Origin of the sequence: Nonomuraea sp. NPDC059007, assembly GCF_042740555.1 — a bacterium.
Classification (GTDB): domain Bacteria; phylum Actinomycetota; class Actinomycetes; order Streptosporangiales; family Streptosporangiaceae; genus Nonomuraea.
In genome coordinates, this window is record NZ_JBHYJD010000018.1 from 167757 (window position 1) to 182779 (window position 15023).

Sequence of the window (15023 nt, forward strand, 5' to 3'; positions counted from 1 at the left end):
GGGATGGCGGTCAGGAACGTGTGATCTTCACGTCGTCCACGCCCGCCTCGATCAGGCTGGCCGTACCCGCGTCGGCCGTCTCGACCAGCAGCCGGACGGTCTGCCCCGCGAACGAGGACAGGTTGATCGTCGCGGACTGCCAGGCGCCGGCCCGGTTGGCGGCCGAGCCGAGCTGCTGCAGCACGACGGTGTTCGTCGAGCCGGACACCACGCGGACGCGGAAGTAGTCGGCGCTGCTCGCGTTGCTGAGATGCGCCAGGTACCACGACAGCGTCATCGTGAGCGTCCCGGACGGCAGCGCGATCTCCGGCGAGCGGATGCTCGTGGCCCCGCCGTCGACGTCGTGCGTACCCGCCCCGCTGCCGGCCAGGCGGCCGGTCACCAGGTCGTTGACGCCGCTGACGGTGGTGCCGAGCTGCAGTGTGACGCCGGAGCTCGTGGCCGCCGGGTCACCCCGCTCCCAGGCGCCGGACGTGGCGGTGTCGGTGCCGGAGGCGTTCGTGGTCCAGCCGAGCGAGGTCTCGAACGTGTCGTTGAAGACCACGTTGCTGACCGTGCCCACGTTCAGGGTGAACGGGGCGGTGCGGTCCATCGAGGTGCCGTCACCGGTGACGATGAGGTTGTGGGTGGCGCTCGGGGTGCCCGTCGCCACGTTGATCGTCATCGTCGATGAGCCGCCCGAGGTCACGCTCGACGGGCTGAACGTCGCCGTCACGCCGGCGGGCAGTCCGGAGACCGAGAAGGTGACCGTCTGCGCGGGTGGCGTGGTGGTCGTCGTGCTCACGGTCGTAGTGGTCGTCTGACCAGGTTGTACGGTGGCCGACGTCGGATTCAGCTCCATCGAGAAGCCGGGGCCGCCGCCCTGGCACGAGGCCGGCTCACCCGCCGCGGCCGGTACGCTCACGGCCAGCCACGCGGCCTTGGTGGCGTCGAACTCGGCGCAGGAGCCGGGGAACGACTGGATCGCGGCTTCCAGCGAGGCCTTGCGGGCCAGCGAGTGGGTCCACGTCGCGGTCTTGCGCAGCAGCGTGGCCATGAAGATCTGGCCGGCCTTGCGCGGGCCTATCCCGGTCAGGGTGGTGGAGTTGCAGGTCGGGCTCTGCGGCTGGCCGTTGGTCGGGTTGGTGCCCTCGGCCAGCAGGTAGAACCAGTGGTTCTGGACGCCGGCGGCCGTGTGCACCGGCAGGTTCGGCACCGAGGAGGAGTAGCAGTTGGGGTGGCCGGAGATCAGCGACGGCTGGTGCATGTAGCGGATCGGGCCGCTGCCGGTCAGGTTGACCTCTTCGCCCACGCTGTAGTCGGGCGGGTCGAGGTTGGCGGGCAGGTTGGCGAACGCCTCGGTCAGCGCGCCGAAGATGTCACCGGTCGACTCGTTGAGGCCGCCCTTCTCGTTGCTGCCGGTCGAGCCGCCGGGGGTGTTCTGGAAGATGGCGTGGCCGTACTCGTGCGCGACGACGTCCATCGGGGTGACCTGGCGCTGGCTGTCCTGGGAGCGGCCGAAGCTCGTGTAGCTGCCGTTCCAGAAGGCGTTGACGGCGTTGAGCCCGACGCGTGCGGGGAAGCCGCCGCCGGTGCCGTTGATGCCGTTACGGCCCAGCCACTGGCTGAGCATGTCCCATTCCTTGCCCGCCCCGAACAGCACGTCCACGCAGGCGGTCTCCAGGTTCGTGCCGGAGCCGTTGCCCCAGTTGTCGTCGGTCCCGGTGTACGCCGCGCCGTCCTGGCCGCCGCACCTGATGCCCGTACGGACCGGGTCCGTCATCGAGAAGCTGGAGCCCGAGCCGGAGGTGCCGATGGTGACCGGGTTGCCGTTGTAGTAGCTGTTGCCGGTGCCGTCCATGACCAGGTCGGACTTCTCGATGACCTGGCCGTTCACGGCGTCGACGAACACGTGCAGCTTCGTCTCGCGTCCCTTGTCGGTGCCGTCGACCCGCACCTCGTACGCCAGGCGTCCCGCACCCTCGGCGAAGACGCTGAGCTGCGGCGCGGAGACCGAGGCGACCTCGGGAACCAGGGCGCGCGCGACGTCGGCCGCCCGGTCGGCGCCGATGGCCGGCTTGGTGGCGACCTCCAGCGGCTGGGTCTGCGCGATGGACGTGCTCAGCACGCCGCCCGTGGAGTCGGTCACGACGACGAAGTCACCGCCGCGCACCGGCAGACCGGCGTGGGTACGGGCGTAGGAGACGTAGTTGAGTCCGTTCTGACCGGCGGTCACGCCCTGGCGCACGAAGGCGTCCTTGGGTGAGGCGCGCAGAACGCCGGGCTCGGACTCCACCAGGCGGTCGGCCGCCTGGACGGCCGCGGTGGCCGGGTCCGGAGGTGCGGCGGTCTCTGCCGCCAGGGCGGTCTGGCCCGAGGCGATCGAGGCCGACATCGCCACGAGCAGGCTGGTGGTGCTCGCGACGAGCGCTAACGCGAGTTTGCGTTTCACGCGGTGCTCCTTCTGGGTGAGCGGCCGCGGCTGGGGGTACGTCGGCCGCCGGGGGGTGTGCGAGATCTCCCCAGAGATCTCTGGCGTCGCTCCGCGGTGATCGATCAGGAAGGGAGGAAGACGGAGCTTCCTGCATCTGACGTGAGATCTAAAAGGGCGTCAATATGTGCGGAAATACTTGGAAATTCATCGACAACAGATGCTGTATCGGTCCAAAAGCGCCCAAAGCTCGCTGAACAGGCACTTTCCGCTTGGTGCGGCGTGCCCGTAATCCGTTACGGCCTTTCTTGTCGCCCGTTTCTGGCTCCGCCGAGTATTGACAAGTAAAGGCAACCGGAATTGCACCTCACTGCCCCTGCTCACATCCGGTTGCCTAGGATGACTAGGTAGATGCATAATAGTCCTAGCTTGGACCCTCGCAACCTGATCCACAGGTGGAGTCATGATCAGCACACCCATCACCGCGGACCTCCTGCGCGGCGCGATCGACGTCGAACGCACCGCGCACGGACTGCTGCCGCACCGCCTGCCCGCCTGGGCACGCCGGCAGATCCCCGACGACCAGCTCGCCGTCGCCGAAGCCCAGCCATCCGGCGTACGGCTGGCCTTCCGCACCCGCGCCACCACCGTCGAACTGGACACACTCCCCACCAAGCGGGCCTACCGCGGCTTGCCGGCCCCGGCCGACGGCGTCTACGACCTGCTCGTCGACGGCCACCTCACCGCCCAGGCCACGGTGACCGGCGGCAACGTCCGCATGATCGACATGGCCACCGGCACCGCCGAGCTACACCAGGGCCCACCCGGCACCGCCCGGTTCCCCGAACTGCCCGCGGGCGACAAGAGCGTCGAAATCTGGCTTCCGCACACGGAGCCCACCGAGCTGATCGCCCTGCGCACCGACGCCCCGGTCGAGCCGGCGCCCGCCAGCGGTCGCAGGGTGTGGCTGCACCACGGCAGTTCCATCAGCCACGGCTCGAACGCCGCCCACCCGACCGGCATCTGGCCCGCCCTGGCCGCCGCCCAGGGTGGGGTGGACCTGGTCAACCTGGGGTTCGGCGGCAGCGCGCTGCTGGACCCGTTCACCGCCCGCACGATGCGGGACACCCCGGCGGACCTGGTCAGCGTCAAGATCGGCATCAACCTCGTCAACACCGACGCCATGCGCCTGCGCGCCTTCATCCCGGCGGTCCACGGCTTCCTCGACACCATCCGCGAGGGGCATCCGGCCACGCCGCTGCTGGTCGTGTCCGCGATCCTGTGCCCGGTCCAGGAAGACACCCCCGGCCCGCTGGCGCCCGACTTCTCCACGGGGACGTTGCGCTTCAGGGCCACGGGCGATCCGGCCGACCGCGCCGCCGGGCGGCTGACGCTCAACGTCATCCGCGACGTACTCGCCCAGATCATCGAACGGCGGGCGGCCGACGACCCGAACCTGCACTACCTCGACGGCCGCGACCTCTACGGCGAGAAGGACTACGCCGAACTCCCGCTGCCCGACGAGGTCCACCCCGACCCGGCAGGGCACCGCAGAATCGGCGAGAACTTCACCCGCGCGGCCTTCGCCCCCGGCGCACCTTTCGGATCGGCCTGAGAAGCGGCCCGAGAACCGGCCCAAGAAGCGGCCACATCCTGGCCGCTTCCCTTGCGAGAGTGGGTCGCACCAAGGAACCGACAAGCAAGGAGCCGATCATGTCCGTCAATTCTGTGACCCACCTGAACTTCCGCGGCGACGCCCAGGCGGCGCTCACCTTCTACCAGTCCGTCTTCGGCGGCCAGATGGTGGCGATCACGTACAAGGACGCGGGAAACGTCCAGAACCCCGCCGAGGCCGACCAGGTGATGTGGGGCCAGGTGGCCGCCGACAGCGGCTTTCGCGTCATGGCATACGACGTCCCGTCGCGCCTGCCCTGGAACCAGGGGGAGAACGCGTTCTTCGTCTCGCTCCGCGGTGACACCGCCGAGGAGGTCGCCGCGTACTGGGAGAAGCTCTCCGACGGCGCGACCGTCCAGCAGCCGCTCGGCCCCGCGCAGTGGGCGCCCCTCTACGGGATGCTGACGGACCGGTTCGGCGTCACCTGGGTCGTGGACGTCGTCAGCGGGTGAAGCCCCCCGTTCCGCCAGGGCCCCACGAAGGCGATGACGTCGTAGTCATCGCCGAAGGAACCCGCATGAGCGCCCCGGACGACCGGCGGCTCCGCTTCGGGCGGCCGGGCCGGTGCGCGGCCGCCCGCCGTACGACGAAAGACACGTCGGACAGCGCCCCGCGCTGGTCGGGCAGTGCGCCCGCCGCGTCCAGGACGGTCACCCAGCCCGTACGGCGAAGCGGTCGCCAAGGCCGGTCAGCTCCACGAGCCGTGTCACCGCCGCGGAGACCTCGCCCAGCCCCAGCGACACGCCTCCCTGCGCGGCCACGGTCGCCAGCCCCACCATCGCGCCCAGTCCGGCCGCGTCGATGAACGACACCTTCGTCATGTCCAGCACCACCCGGCGCACGCCCCGGGCCACGATCTCCAGCACGTACCGGCGCAACTGCCCGATGGTGGCGATGTCGATTTCGCCGGCCACGCTGACCGTGGCCGTGCCGTCCCGCTCTCGGGTCGTCAGCGTCAGTGCGTCCATGAATGATCTTCCACTATCCCAGGCGGCAACGCGGAGCCGGTCGCCCCGACCGGCATCCGACGTGCGCGAGGTCCAGACGACACGGAAGATCAGAAAAGAAGAGATCTTACTTCGAGTCTCCAAGTAGATTACACCTCTTGGCGGCAAGCGGACCCATCCGGTAATCGCGACCTTGACCGTCGGTCAGTCAGGCCGGATAATTCACCTGCGAGCGACTGTAAGACCGCCACTATGGCGGAGAGAATGTGAACCGCCCCAGACCCCGGCGGGCGAACTGTCTCATCACTTGGTGAAACGGTGAGGGTCTGTGATGACCGCAGCGAAATCGCCGCTCCCCGAGCACGGCAAGCCATTCCTGCTGGCGGATCGTTTCGCCGGCTCCTCCTTGCACATGATCCGGCACGCGACGGCCGAGCACGCCGAATCCCTCGGCCTCAACGGCGCCCGGTTGCTCGAGTTCGTGCTGGCCGTACACGAGAGCGTCGCCAACGTGGTGAAGCACGCCGGCAATCACGGCGAGATCCAGTTGTGGCGCAGCGACGGTCACGTGCACTGCACGATTTCCGACCGCGGCCCCGGCATTCCGCTCGACGGGCTGAACGTCTCCCGGATCAGTCCCGACGCGCTGGGCGGCCGCGGACTGTGGCTGATCCATCATCTGGTCAGCAGCGTCGACATCACCACCGGCGATGAAGGCACCGTCATCCATCTGACGGTCGAACTTCCCGCTGAAGGAACCGGAATGAAGCGCGTCCGGACGAGCCCGCCGCCGCCGGAAACTGAATTCCGCACCGAATGGACCCGCTGAAAATGCCACCGGCCGGGTTACCTTGATGTCGGATCATCCACAGGGAAAGCCCGGGAGGAACTTCATGAAGATCAGGCGAGGGGTTTTAGCGGCGGTATTGGCCGCCGGCGTGCTCGCGCTCGGCTCGACCCCGGCGCACGCCATTCCTCCTCCTCCGCCGGGGGGCGACAACCTCATCGTCTTCACCTACTACAGCGGGGAACAGGTCATCGGGCAGCGCTGGTTCGGCTGCAACCAGCCCGCGGGTCAGTGGGGAACCCTGAACGGCACGCTGCGGGTCTTCTTCACGCCCTGCTGAGCCGTACCCGGGTCAGGTCATGACCGGCAGGCTACGGTCCAGGCCGGTCATGCGCAGGAGCCGGGACATGAACGGACGGGGCGCGGTCAGCGCCACCGTGATGCCCAGCGGCCTGGCGCGGTGCTGGATCCCGACCAGGACGGCCAGGCCGGAGGCGTCGCAGAACGGGTCGGTGCCGGCGGAACGGCGATACCGGACATGACGGCCATGAAGGGTCTCCTTTCGGAGAAGCCGATGCGGGATCACACCGCGGTCGGCAGGCACGTGAGGGCGAGGAGATCGTCGGCGGTCAGGTCGGCGGTGTGCCGGGCGGCGCGCATCAGGGCGCTCTCGGCGGGCCCGGCGGCGGTGTCCGGCGGGATGAGCAGCAGGGCCACCGGTTCGACGGCGGCGAAGAACAGCACGACCACGTGTGGGTCCGCGTCGCGGAAGCGGCCGACGCGGACGTGCCGCCCGGGTGCCGGGATCCGGTCCGGGATCTGCCTCCACGCGCCCGGGTACAGGCCGACCAGCAACGTCGTGCGCCCCAGCCGTTGGTCGACGGCGGTGATGAGGCCGGGCAACTCCACGGCGGCGTCGCGGGAGCGCGGCCACCAGGCTCCGTCCACGACGGCTCTTCGGCCGGGCGCGGGGTCGAGGCTGAGCCGCAGGACGGGGTGGAGCGGTTGTGGTGTCGGCGTCATGTTCGTCGCCTGACCTGTCCGGGCCCGCGCAAACGGGCCGGTGGCGAATCGCCGGGGGCGACGCCGACCTGAGTGCCGACGCTCGATTTGTCCTCGGTACTCGCACTTTACCTCACCTTTCGAAGGCGAAACCCAGGGCCTGGCGCATCAGTCCGGGCAGGTCGGCGTGGCCGTCGCTCTCGGCCCAGCGCACCAGGGCCACGTGGGTGGCGCCCAGGCAGGCCCCGGCGGTGGCGCGTACGCGGAACTCCTCGGCGGGGTCCGGAGACGGGCCGCAGAGCGCGGTGACGATCGCGGACTGGGTGGCGTACTGACTGTCCAGGTGGTGGGCGCGCAGCGCCGGGACGGAGATCATCAGGCTCAGCCGGGCCAGCAGCATGGCCTTCTCGGCCGCGATCGCAGTGGCGGCCATCTCGACGAGGGCCAGGCCGATCCGCTCGTGGAGCGACTCGGTCTCCGGCCGGGCGGCGACGGTCGCGGCGGTCACCTGGTCGTAGTCGTCGTACAGCACCAGGTCCTCTTTGGTGGCGAAGTGCCGGTACACGGTCATCGCGGAGACGCCCGCCGCCTCGGCCACACCGGTCACGGTCGTCGCGTCGTAGCCCTGGTCGAGGAAGAGGCGGATGGCGTGCGCCTGGATCGCCTGTCTCGTCTCGATACGGCGCCGGTCGCGCAGGCTTGTCATGTGGTAGACAGTACCAAAGTGGTAGTCACTAACATTTCCGGAGGATCCGATGACACGACTGATCGGCAAGACCGCGCTGGTGACCGGAGCCTCGCGCGGCATCGGCCGGGCCATCGCCGAACGGCTCGCCGCCGACGGCGCCCGCGTCGCCGTGCACTACAGCACCAGTGAGGCCGAGGTGGCCGAGACCGTCGACGGGATCGGCGAGCGTGCCTTCGCGGTGCGGGCCGACCTCGCCACCATGGCCGGGGTGGGCGAACTGGCCGACGCGCTGGCGGAGCGCGAGCTGGACATCCTGGTCAACAACGCCGCCGCGCCGCCCGCCGGGCCGATCGAGACGGACACCCCCGAGCAGTTCGACCGGTTGTTCGCGGTCAACGTCAAAGCCCCGTACTTCCTCATCCAGCGGCTCCTGCCCCTCATGCGGAACGGCGGGCGGATCATCGGCATCTCGACCGTCGCCACCCGCATGGCCTATCCCACGCAGACCTCCTTCGCCATGACCAAGGGCGCGCTGGAGACCATGAGCCTCTCCCTGGCCCAGGCGCTCGGCAGCCGCGGCATCACGGTGAACGTCGTCGCCCCGGGCGCCACCCGGACCAGCGCCAACGCCTCGCTCTTCACCCCGGAGGCGTCGGCCTACTTCGCGAGCCACACGGCGCTGGACCGGGTGGGCAGGGCCGAGGACGTGGCCGACGTGGTGGGATTCCTCGCCTCCGACGCGGCGCGCTGGGTGACCGGCCAGGTGGTGGACGCCAGCGGCGGCATACACCTGGGGCCGCGCGTCAGTTGATCGCCGGGGAGCGGTTGGGGGTCCTCCGGCCGGGGCACCGCCCTTCGGGGAAGACCTTCCCTACAGATTTGGAGTTTCGATGTCCGTTCGCCGCGTCATGCCCGTCATCCAGTCGGAGGCCGTGCGGGAGAGCCGGGAGTTCTACGGGCTGTTGGGGTTCGAGGAGGTCATGGACCACGGGTGGATCGTGACGCTGGCCTCGCCGTCCGCCCCGGCGGCGCAGATCAGCTTCATGACCAGTGACAAGACCGCCCCGGTCACGCCGGAGGTGAGCGTCGAGGTGGACGACGTCGACGCGGCGTACGCGGCCGTGCGGGCGAGTGGCGCCGAGATCGTGCACGACCTGCGGGACGAGGACTGGGGCGTGCGGCGGTTCTTCGTGCGTGACCCCAACGGCCGGGTGATCAACGTGCTGAGTCATCGCTGAGCGGGGTCGATGATGTGCAGGGGCACGTCCTGGCCGATCCGCCACAGGGTCGGGATGACGTGACCTGTCCGCGCCCGCTCGTACTCGGCCTCGGTGAGCGCGGCGACCTGCAGGAACGTGAGCGTGTCCAGGACGTCGAACTCGGGGTCCACGGTCAGGGCCAGCGCCGTCAGTGATCCTCTCGGGTTCATGCGCGTGAGGTGGCCGGGGGCCAGAGGCTGTTCGCGCAGGTCGAGCAGGATGCTGACGCACCAGTCGGGCGGGGCGGCGTCCGCCGGGCCGCGGGCCACGCGGAGGCTGAGCTCGTAGCCGTGCCGGCCCGTCCCGATGGTGATCAGGTGCCAGTGGGGGCGCGGGAGGTCGACCGCGTACCCGCGGATGGCGCCTCCGGCCAGCTCTTCCCACGGCTGGGCCGTGCCGTACGTCTTTTCCAGTGCTGCTTCGATCTTTCCGCGCATTCCTCCCACGGTATGGGATGGAGACAAGGGTGCTCAGCGAGGTGATCACCCCCTCCGGACGGCTGAAGGCCATGGACCGGCTGGTCGAGAACACCCTGTGCGCCAAGCGGTGAGGCGAACCAAAGGCTTCACGGCGGAGTCCAACCCCGCATGATCACTGTGACGCTCTCCTTGGTGCTGGCCCTTTCACCGGCGACCGAGATCCCGAGGAACTTCCTGCTCAGCGAGCCCGCCGCGCGCAAGACCCAGACTCCGGAAGAGGCCTACGAGCAGGGCTACAAGATCAGCGACAAGCTCACCAGGCCGCTGGAGCTGAACCCGTGCGTCCACCGGCGCGCCGCCGACCGCGGCCGCCTGGCGGCCCGCACGATCACGCTCTGGACCAGCGCCCCGAGCGGCGCGTCAGAACAACTCGTCCTGTACAAGAGCTCGCGCGCCGCCCACGCCGCGTTCGCCCAGCTGCGCGCCGAGGTCAAGCGGTGCGCGCGCAAGGGGGACCCGGCCTCCCCCGCTCTCAGGATCCGGTGGCGGACGAGCCCGGCCAAGGCGGGCGACGAGTCGATCGGAATGGGCTACCAGACCTGGCAGGACGGCAGCGTGAACGAGACGATCACCGGCGTCGTCGCGCGCAGGGGCAGCGCCCTGATGATCTACACGACCTCCGACGGCTCCTACAACCCGGGCGGGCTGACCAAGGACGCCAGGAAGATGGCCGCAAAGGTCTGCTCGCTGCCCGGAGTCTGCTGAGCGGGTCAGCGGGGGGCGAAGCCGTGCAGCAGGGCCTCGACGACGGCCTCCACGGTGGGCAGCTCCTTCTCCAGCAGGCCCCGGTAGACGACCACGCCGACGAACATGTCGCTCAGCAGCCACAGGTCGGCGTCCTCGCGAACCTCGCCGCGGGCGAGGGCGTTGTCGTAGATCTCCCATGAGCGGGCCATCCTCGACCGCATCGCCTCGCGCAGGATCTCGGCCACGGCGGGGTCGCGGCCGGCCTCGCCGTACATCTGCCTGGCGGTGTGGCCCATGGCCTTCCAGGCCTCCATCGTCTCGGTGACGACCACGCGCAGGTCACCGGCGAACGATCCGGTGTCGGGCATCGCCACCTTGGCGTCCATGGCCGAGCCGAGCGCGGCCAGCAGAAGGTCCCGTTTGGTGGCGTAGCGGCGGAACACGCTCGCCCTGCCCACGGAGGCGGCCTCGGCCACCTCGTCCATGGTGAAGTCCAGGCCCTTCGTGAAGATCAGAGTGGTCGCCGCCTGCTTGATGCGGACGTCGACTTCCGGATCGGGCTTGCGCGCCATAAGTGAGACTCCTAGTATCAGATACTATGCGTATCAGAATCATCATCATAGGCGCGGGACCGGGTGGATTGGTCGCGGCGCGCTCGCTCGCGGCCGCCGGACACGACGTGGAGATCCTTGAGCGGGCGCCGGAGCTGCGGACGAAGGGCGGCTCCGTCACGTTGTGGCCGGGTTCGATCCGTATCCTGCGCGAGCTCGGGGCGGACCCGACCGACCTGGGCAGCCGGCTGACGGTGCTGGAGGGATGGTCGCCGGAGGGCGTACCGCTGATGAAGATCGACCTCTTGCGTCCCGAACGCGATTACGGCGCTCCCAGCGTGCACATCGCCCGCCGGGACCTGGTCGAACGCCTGGTCGAAGGGGTGCCGGTCCGCTACGGAAGCGAGGTCGTGGGGGTCGACCCCGACCGGGCCGAGGTCACGCTGGCCGACGGGAGCACGGTCCGCGGCGACGTCCTGATCGGCGCCGACGGCCGCAACTCCGCGGTACGGCGCGCGCTGGGGAAGGAGGATCCGGCCCGGCGTACCGAATGGGTCACCTGGCAGACCTTCGCCGACGTACCCCTGGAACTGGTCGACACCGGGCGCTCCCTGGTCATCACCGGCAAGGAGGGCATGATGGGCCTGACCCCGGCGGGACCCGGCAGGGTGCTGAACTGGTTCGAGCTGCGCACAGGGCCCGGCCGTCCGCTCTGGCTGGACGAGGTCGACCCGATCGGCCGGCTCAAGGAGGTCTTCGGCGAGTGGAAGGGCCTGGTCCCCGAGGTGCTGTCGTCGGTGACCGAGATGGAGGCGTTCCCGCACTGGCGGCACAAGGTGCCGGCGGTCTGGGGGCGCGGGCCCACCACGCTTCTGGGCGACTCGGCCCACACGATGCCCCCCAGCCTCGCCCAGGGCACGAACCAGGCGATCGAAGACGCCTGGCTGCTGACCCGCTCGCTCGGTGACCTGCGGGGCTACGAGCGGACCCGGTCCAGGCAACTGCGCCTGCCCGCCAGGCTGGCCGGTGACGAGATCGCCAACCGGCCGGGCAGGAAGATGCCCGGCGGGCCGATGAGCGTCCTGTACTCCTGGTGGATCCGCAAGTCGAGCGGGTACCTCTCGGCCATGGCGTGAGTCAGAGGACCTTGAGCGCCAGGCGCCCGCAGGCGTGGCCGGTGCCGATGACCGCGGCGACGTCCATGGTGAGCTCCGAACGGGGTTTTACCAGGTGCCGGCGACCTGGCGGATCGGGGCGTTGAGGCGGTTGAAGAGGTTCGTCGTGGCGATCATGAGCAGGATCGCGGCGAGCTGCTGCTCGTCGAAGTGGTCGGCGGCGTCGTTCCAGATCTCGTCGGAGACGGAATCGGGGCGGTCGGCCAGCCGGGTGGCGGCCTCGGCCAGCGCCAGCGCGGCGCGCTCGGAGTCGGTGTAGTACGGGGCCTCGCGCCAGGCGGCGACCAGGCCGATGCGGTCGTCGCTCTCGCCGAGCTTGCGCAGGTTCTTGAGGCCGGCGTCGACGCAGAAGCTGCACCCGTTGACCTGGCTGACGCGCAGGTGGATCATCTCCAGCAGTTCCTGGGGCAGGCCCTGCGACTGCGCGGCCTTCATCAGCTCCATGATCGGCTTCATCGCGGCGGGAATGATCGTCGCGGGGTTCTTCATCCGGGCTTCCATTTTGTCCTCTTTCGTCGTTGTTGCTGTGAGAACAGATTGGTCGCCCGAGTTGATACATTCGCTATGCGTCGACGATGGGGTGACAATGGTGCGGTTTACGCTTCTCGGGCCGGTCCAGGTGATCGTCGACGGGGGTCCGCTCGCGGGCATCGCCCCGCGTCATCGCGCGGTGCTGGCCTACCTTCTGCTGAATGCCGGACGGGTCATCAGCATCGACCGGCTGATCGAGGCGATGTGGGGCTACGACCAGCCCGACACCGCCCGCTCACAGGTCCACGCCTCGATCACCGCGATCCGCAAGGCGCTGCGCGGCGCGGGCGACGGCGACCTGCTGGAGACCCGCGCCGGCGGCTACGTCGTGAACCCGGCGCAGGGCCAGGTGGACGCGCAGGAGTTCACCGAACTGGTGACGCTCGGCGACCTGCGCGGGGCGCTGAAGCTGTGGAACGGCGAAGCCCTGGAGGACGTGCACGCGCACTATGTCGCCGGAGCCCGCGACCTCTGGAACGACCGGCGATTGACCGCCTACGAACGCCTGGCCGAGACCGAACTGGCCGCCGGTCGCCACGCGGAACTGCTCGACGACCTGGCCGCCCAGGTCACCGCCAACCCGATCAGGGAGAAGCTGAACGGCCACCTGGTCCTGGCCCTGCACCGCTCGGGCCGGCAGGCCGACGCCCTGGCCGCGGCGCGCGCCTACCGTACGGCGCTGGCCGACGAGCAGGGGCTGGACCCCGGGCACGCGTTCGCCGAGCTGGAGCGGGCGGTGCTGAACGACGATCCTTCGCTGCGCCTGGCCGAGGCCGCCGAACCCGTCCAGCCGCCGGCACCGGCCGCGCCGCCGCGGCGGACCTTCCTGCCTTACGACATTCCGGATTTCTCCGGACGTACCGCTGAGCTGGAACGGCTCGCCGACGAGCAGGAGGCGGCGCTCGTCACGATCGACGGCATGGCCGGGATCGGCAAGACCGCGCTCGCCGTACACGTGGCGCACCAGCTGACCGGCCGCTACCCGGACGGCCAGCTCTTCCTCGATCTGCAGGCCCACACGGCCGGCAGTACGCCGGTCGACTCCGCCGCCGCGCTGGAGGCCCTGCTGCGCCAGCTTGGCGTGCCCGTCGACCAGATCCCGGCGACCCCGGCCGAGCGCAGCGCCCTGTGGCGGGCCGAGCTGGCCGGCCGCCGGGTGCTCGTCGTCCTGGACAACGCCCTCGACGCCGACCAGGTACGCCCCCTGCTGCCCGGCGGCTCAGACACCCTCGTCCTGGTCACCAGCAGGCGGCGACTGGTCGGCCTGGACGGCGCCCGCGCCCTGTCCGTCGAGGTCCTGGGCGAGCGCGACGCCGTCGAGCTGTTCGGCCGGATCGTCGGCGACCGCGCGCGGGACGAACCCGACGCGGTCCGCGAGGTGCTGGAGCTGTGCGGATACCTGCCGCTCGCCATCCGGATCTCGGCGGCCCGCCTGCAGCACCGCCAGCGCTGGACGGTCGCCTACCTGGCCGGCAAACTGCGCGACCAGCGACGGCTGCTGGACGGGGTGTCGGCCGCGTTCAGCATCTCCTACGAGCAGCTCCACGAGGACGAGCAGCGGATGTTCCGCCTGCTCGGGCTGGTCCCCGGCCGCGACATCGACCCGAACGGCGCCGCCGCCCTGGCCGGGATTCCCGAGGACGAGGCGGAGGAACTGCTCGAAAGCCTGCTGGACGCCCACATGCTCCTGCAGCTCGAACCCGGCAGGTACACCTTCCACGACCTGCTGCGCGAGCACGCCCGCTCGCTCGGCGCCGACGACGGCGCGATCCTGCAATTGCTCGTCTACTACCTGCACCGCTCGCGGGCGGCGATGGACCGGCTCTTCCCCGACAGCATCGTGCAGCGCGAGGGCATCCCGCAGCCGCAGTCCCCGATTCCGCCCATCCGCGACGCCGATGAGGCGCTCACCTGGCTCGACGCCGAGCGCTCCAACATCATCGTGACCGCGTTGCACGGCCCGGAGGTCTGCCTCGGGTTCATGGGCCTGGCGCTGCGGCCGTACCTCGACCGGCAGGCGCACCACGACGACGCCCTGACCCTGCACGACCTGGTCCTGCGGCGCAGTCGCAAGCTCGGCAGCCACGGCTTCGAGGCGCAGGCGCTGACCGACCTGTCCTGGACGTACTGGCGCCTCGGCCGCTACGAGCAGGCGGAGGCGCACGCGAACCAGGCGCTGGAGGCGTGCGAGCAGCCGCACGAGGAGGCGCGGGCCCTGCTGACCCTGGGCAACGTCGCCCAGCGCAGGCGCCAGGACGAGCAGGCGGAGCAGTACCTCAAGCGGGCGCTTGACCTGACCCGCATCGGCGCGGACACGTGGGGAGAGGCCCACGTCCTCGGCTACCTCGCCCTCGTCCTCGACCGGGCCGGGCGCCAGGAGGAGGCCCGCAGGCACCTCGACGTGGCGCTGGCGCTGCACCGCAAGATCGGCAACCCGGGCGGCGAGGCGCTGGTGCTCAACCACCTCGGCGTCGTCGCGCGCCACCAGGGCCTGCTCGACCAGGCGCGCACCCGGCACCAGGAGGCCGCCGCGCTCTACCGCAAGCTGGGCAACATCACCGACGAGGCGACCGCGCTCAACGGGCTGGCCGAGGCGGCCGACGATCCCGCACGGGCGGTCGAGGAGCACGCGGCGGCGCTCGCGCTGGCCGACGCCTCCCGCAACCGGCCTGAGCAGGCCCGCGCGCACGACGGCCTGGCCCGCGCCCACCTCACGCTGGGGCACTCCGGCCAGGCCCGCGAGCACGGGCGGCTGGCCCTTGACCTGTACGGCGAGCTCGGCGTGCCCGAGGCGGACGAGGTGCGGGCCCTGCTCGAACGCGCTGGGTAGGC

At 70.3% G+C, this 15023-nt stretch carries 17 protein-coding genes; 9 read left to right on the forward strand and 8 right to left on the reverse strand.

Going from position 1 to position 15023, the window contains the following annotated elements; genetic code table 11:
- Window positions 1–10 precede the first annotated feature (10 nt).
- Window positions 11–2431, reverse strand: coding sequence for a M4 family metallopeptidase (locus tag ACFWY5_RS28785; protein ID WP_379635556.1), 2421 nt, complete (start codon window positions 2429–2431; stop codon window positions 11–13).
- 442 nt (window positions 2432–2873) lie between these two features.
- On the opposite strand from ACFWY5_RS28785, the gene ACFWY5_RS28790 reads away from it, so the two are divergent.
- The gene (locus tag ACFWY5_RS28790; RefSeq protein ID WP_379635558.1) at window positions 2874–4025 is read left to right on the forward strand and encodes a GDSL-type esterase/lipase family protein; all 1152 of its coding nucleotides are present in this window, start codon (window positions 2874–2876) and stop codon (window positions 4023–4025) included.
- Window positions 4026–4123: 98 nt separating this feature from the next.
- Window positions 4124–4537 (forward strand): VOC family protein, encoded by a 414-nt coding sequence (locus ACFWY5_RS28795; protein ID WP_379614330.1) that lies wholly within the window; start codon window positions 4124–4126, stop codon window positions 4535–4537.
- A gap of 198 nt (window positions 4538–4735) precedes the next feature.
- Here ACFWY5_RS28795 and ACFWY5_RS28800 read toward each other — a convergent pair whose 3' ends face one another.
- Window positions 4736–5053, reverse strand: a complete 318-nt coding sequence (locus tag ACFWY5_RS28800; RefSeq protein WP_379635560.1) for an STAS domain-containing protein — start codon at window positions 5051–5053, stop codon at window positions 4736–4738.
- 310 nt (window positions 5054–5363) lie between these two features.
- Between ACFWY5_RS28800 and ACFWY5_RS28805 the strand changes: the two genes are divergently transcribed.
- Window positions 5364–5861, forward strand: coding sequence for an ATP-binding protein (locus ACFWY5_RS28805; protein WP_379614346.1), 498 nt, complete (start codon window positions 5364–5366; stop codon window positions 5859–5861).
- Window positions 5862–5925: 64 nt separating this feature from the next.
- Window positions 5926–6159 (forward strand): hypothetical protein, encoded by a 234-nt coding sequence (locus ACFWY5_RS28810; protein ID WP_379614326.1) that lies wholly within the window; start codon window positions 5926–5928, stop codon window positions 6157–6159.
- Between the two features lie 12 nt (window positions 6160–6171).
- Here ACFWY5_RS28810 and ACFWY5_RS28815 read toward each other — a convergent pair whose 3' ends face one another.
- From ACFWY5_RS28815 to ACFWY5_RS28825, 3 genes are all read right to left on the reverse strand, one after another.
- Window positions 6172–6405 (reverse strand): STAS domain-containing protein, encoded by a 234-nt coding sequence (locus ACFWY5_RS28815; RefSeq protein WP_379635562.1) that lies wholly within the window; start codon window positions 6403–6405, stop codon window positions 6172–6174.
- Window positions 6402–6842, reverse strand: coding sequence for a DUF5994 family protein (locus ACFWY5_RS28820; protein ID WP_379635564.1), 441 nt, complete (start codon window positions 6840–6842; stop codon window positions 6402–6404). The genes ACFWY5_RS28815 and ACFWY5_RS28820 overlap by 4 nt, the downstream gene beginning before the upstream one ends.
- Window positions 6843–6954: 112 nt before the next feature.
- On the reverse strand, window positions 6955–7527 hold the full coding sequence (locus ACFWY5_RS28825) for a TetR/AcrR family transcriptional regulator (protein WP_379614320.1): 573 nt from the start codon (window positions 7525–7527) through the stop codon (window positions 6955–6957).
- A gap of 49 nt (window positions 7528–7576) precedes the next feature.
- On the opposite strand from ACFWY5_RS28825, the gene ACFWY5_RS28830 reads away from it, so the two are divergent.
- Window positions 7577–8320 carry an SDR family oxidoreductase gene (locus tag ACFWY5_RS28830; RefSeq protein ID WP_379635566.1) on the forward strand — a complete coding sequence of 248 codons (744 nt, stop codon included), beginning with the start codon at window positions 7577–7579 and terminating at the stop codon, window positions 8318–8320.
- 79 nt (window positions 8321–8399) lie between these two features.
- On the forward strand, window positions 8400–8747 hold the full coding sequence (locus ACFWY5_RS28835) for a VOC family protein (RefSeq protein ID WP_379614316.1): 348 nt from the start codon (window positions 8400–8402) through the stop codon (window positions 8745–8747).
- Here ACFWY5_RS28835 and ACFWY5_RS28840 read toward each other — a convergent pair.
- Window positions 8738–9205 carry a hypothetical protein gene (locus tag ACFWY5_RS28840; RefSeq protein WP_379614314.1) on the reverse strand — a complete coding sequence of 156 codons (468 nt, stop codon included), beginning with the start codon at window positions 9203–9205 and terminating at the stop codon, window positions 8738–8740. The two genes, ACFWY5_RS28835 and ACFWY5_RS28840, sit on opposite strands and share 10 nt — an antisense overlap.
- A 150-nt stretch (window positions 9206–9355) precedes the next feature.
- Here ACFWY5_RS28840 and ACFWY5_RS28845 point away from each other — a divergent pair, with 150 nt between their 5' ends.
- Window positions 9356–9952, forward strand: coding sequence for a hypothetical protein (locus ACFWY5_RS28845; RefSeq protein WP_379635568.1), 597 nt, complete (start codon window positions 9356–9358; stop codon window positions 9950–9952).
- A 5-nt stretch (window positions 9953–9957) separates the two neighbouring features.
- Here the strand turns inward: ACFWY5_RS28845 and ACFWY5_RS28850 are convergent, their stop codons facing one another.
- Window positions 9958–10506: a TetR-like C-terminal domain-containing protein gene (locus ACFWY5_RS28850; protein ID WP_379614310.1), complete on the reverse strand. Its 549-nt coding sequence runs from the start codon at window positions 10504–10506 to the stop codon at window positions 9958–9960.
- Between the two features lie 26 nt (window positions 10507–10532).
- Between ACFWY5_RS28850 and ACFWY5_RS28855 the strand changes: the two genes are divergently transcribed.
- A complete protein-coding gene (locus ACFWY5_RS28855; RefSeq protein WP_379635569.1) occupies window positions 10533–11621 on the forward strand; it encodes an FAD-dependent oxidoreductase in 1089 nt (362 codons plus the stop codon).
- Window positions 11622–11708: 87 nt separating this feature from the next.
- On the opposite strand, the gene ACFWY5_RS28860 is transcribed toward ACFWY5_RS28855, so the two are convergent.
- Window positions 11709–12149 carry a carboxymuconolactone decarboxylase family protein gene (locus ACFWY5_RS28860; RefSeq protein ID WP_379614306.1) on the reverse strand — a complete coding sequence of 147 codons (441 nt, stop codon included), beginning with the start codon at window positions 12147–12149 and terminating at the stop codon, window positions 11709–11711.
- 97 nt (window positions 12150–12246) lie between these two features.
- On the opposite strand from ACFWY5_RS28860, the gene ACFWY5_RS28865 reads away from it, so the two are divergent.
- Window positions 12247–15021 (forward strand): BTAD domain-containing putative transcriptional regulator, encoded by a 2775-nt coding sequence (locus ACFWY5_RS28865; protein WP_379635571.1) that lies wholly within the window; start codon window positions 12247–12249, stop codon window positions 15019–15021.
- The last annotated feature ends 2 nt before the right edge of the window (window positions 15022–15023 follow it).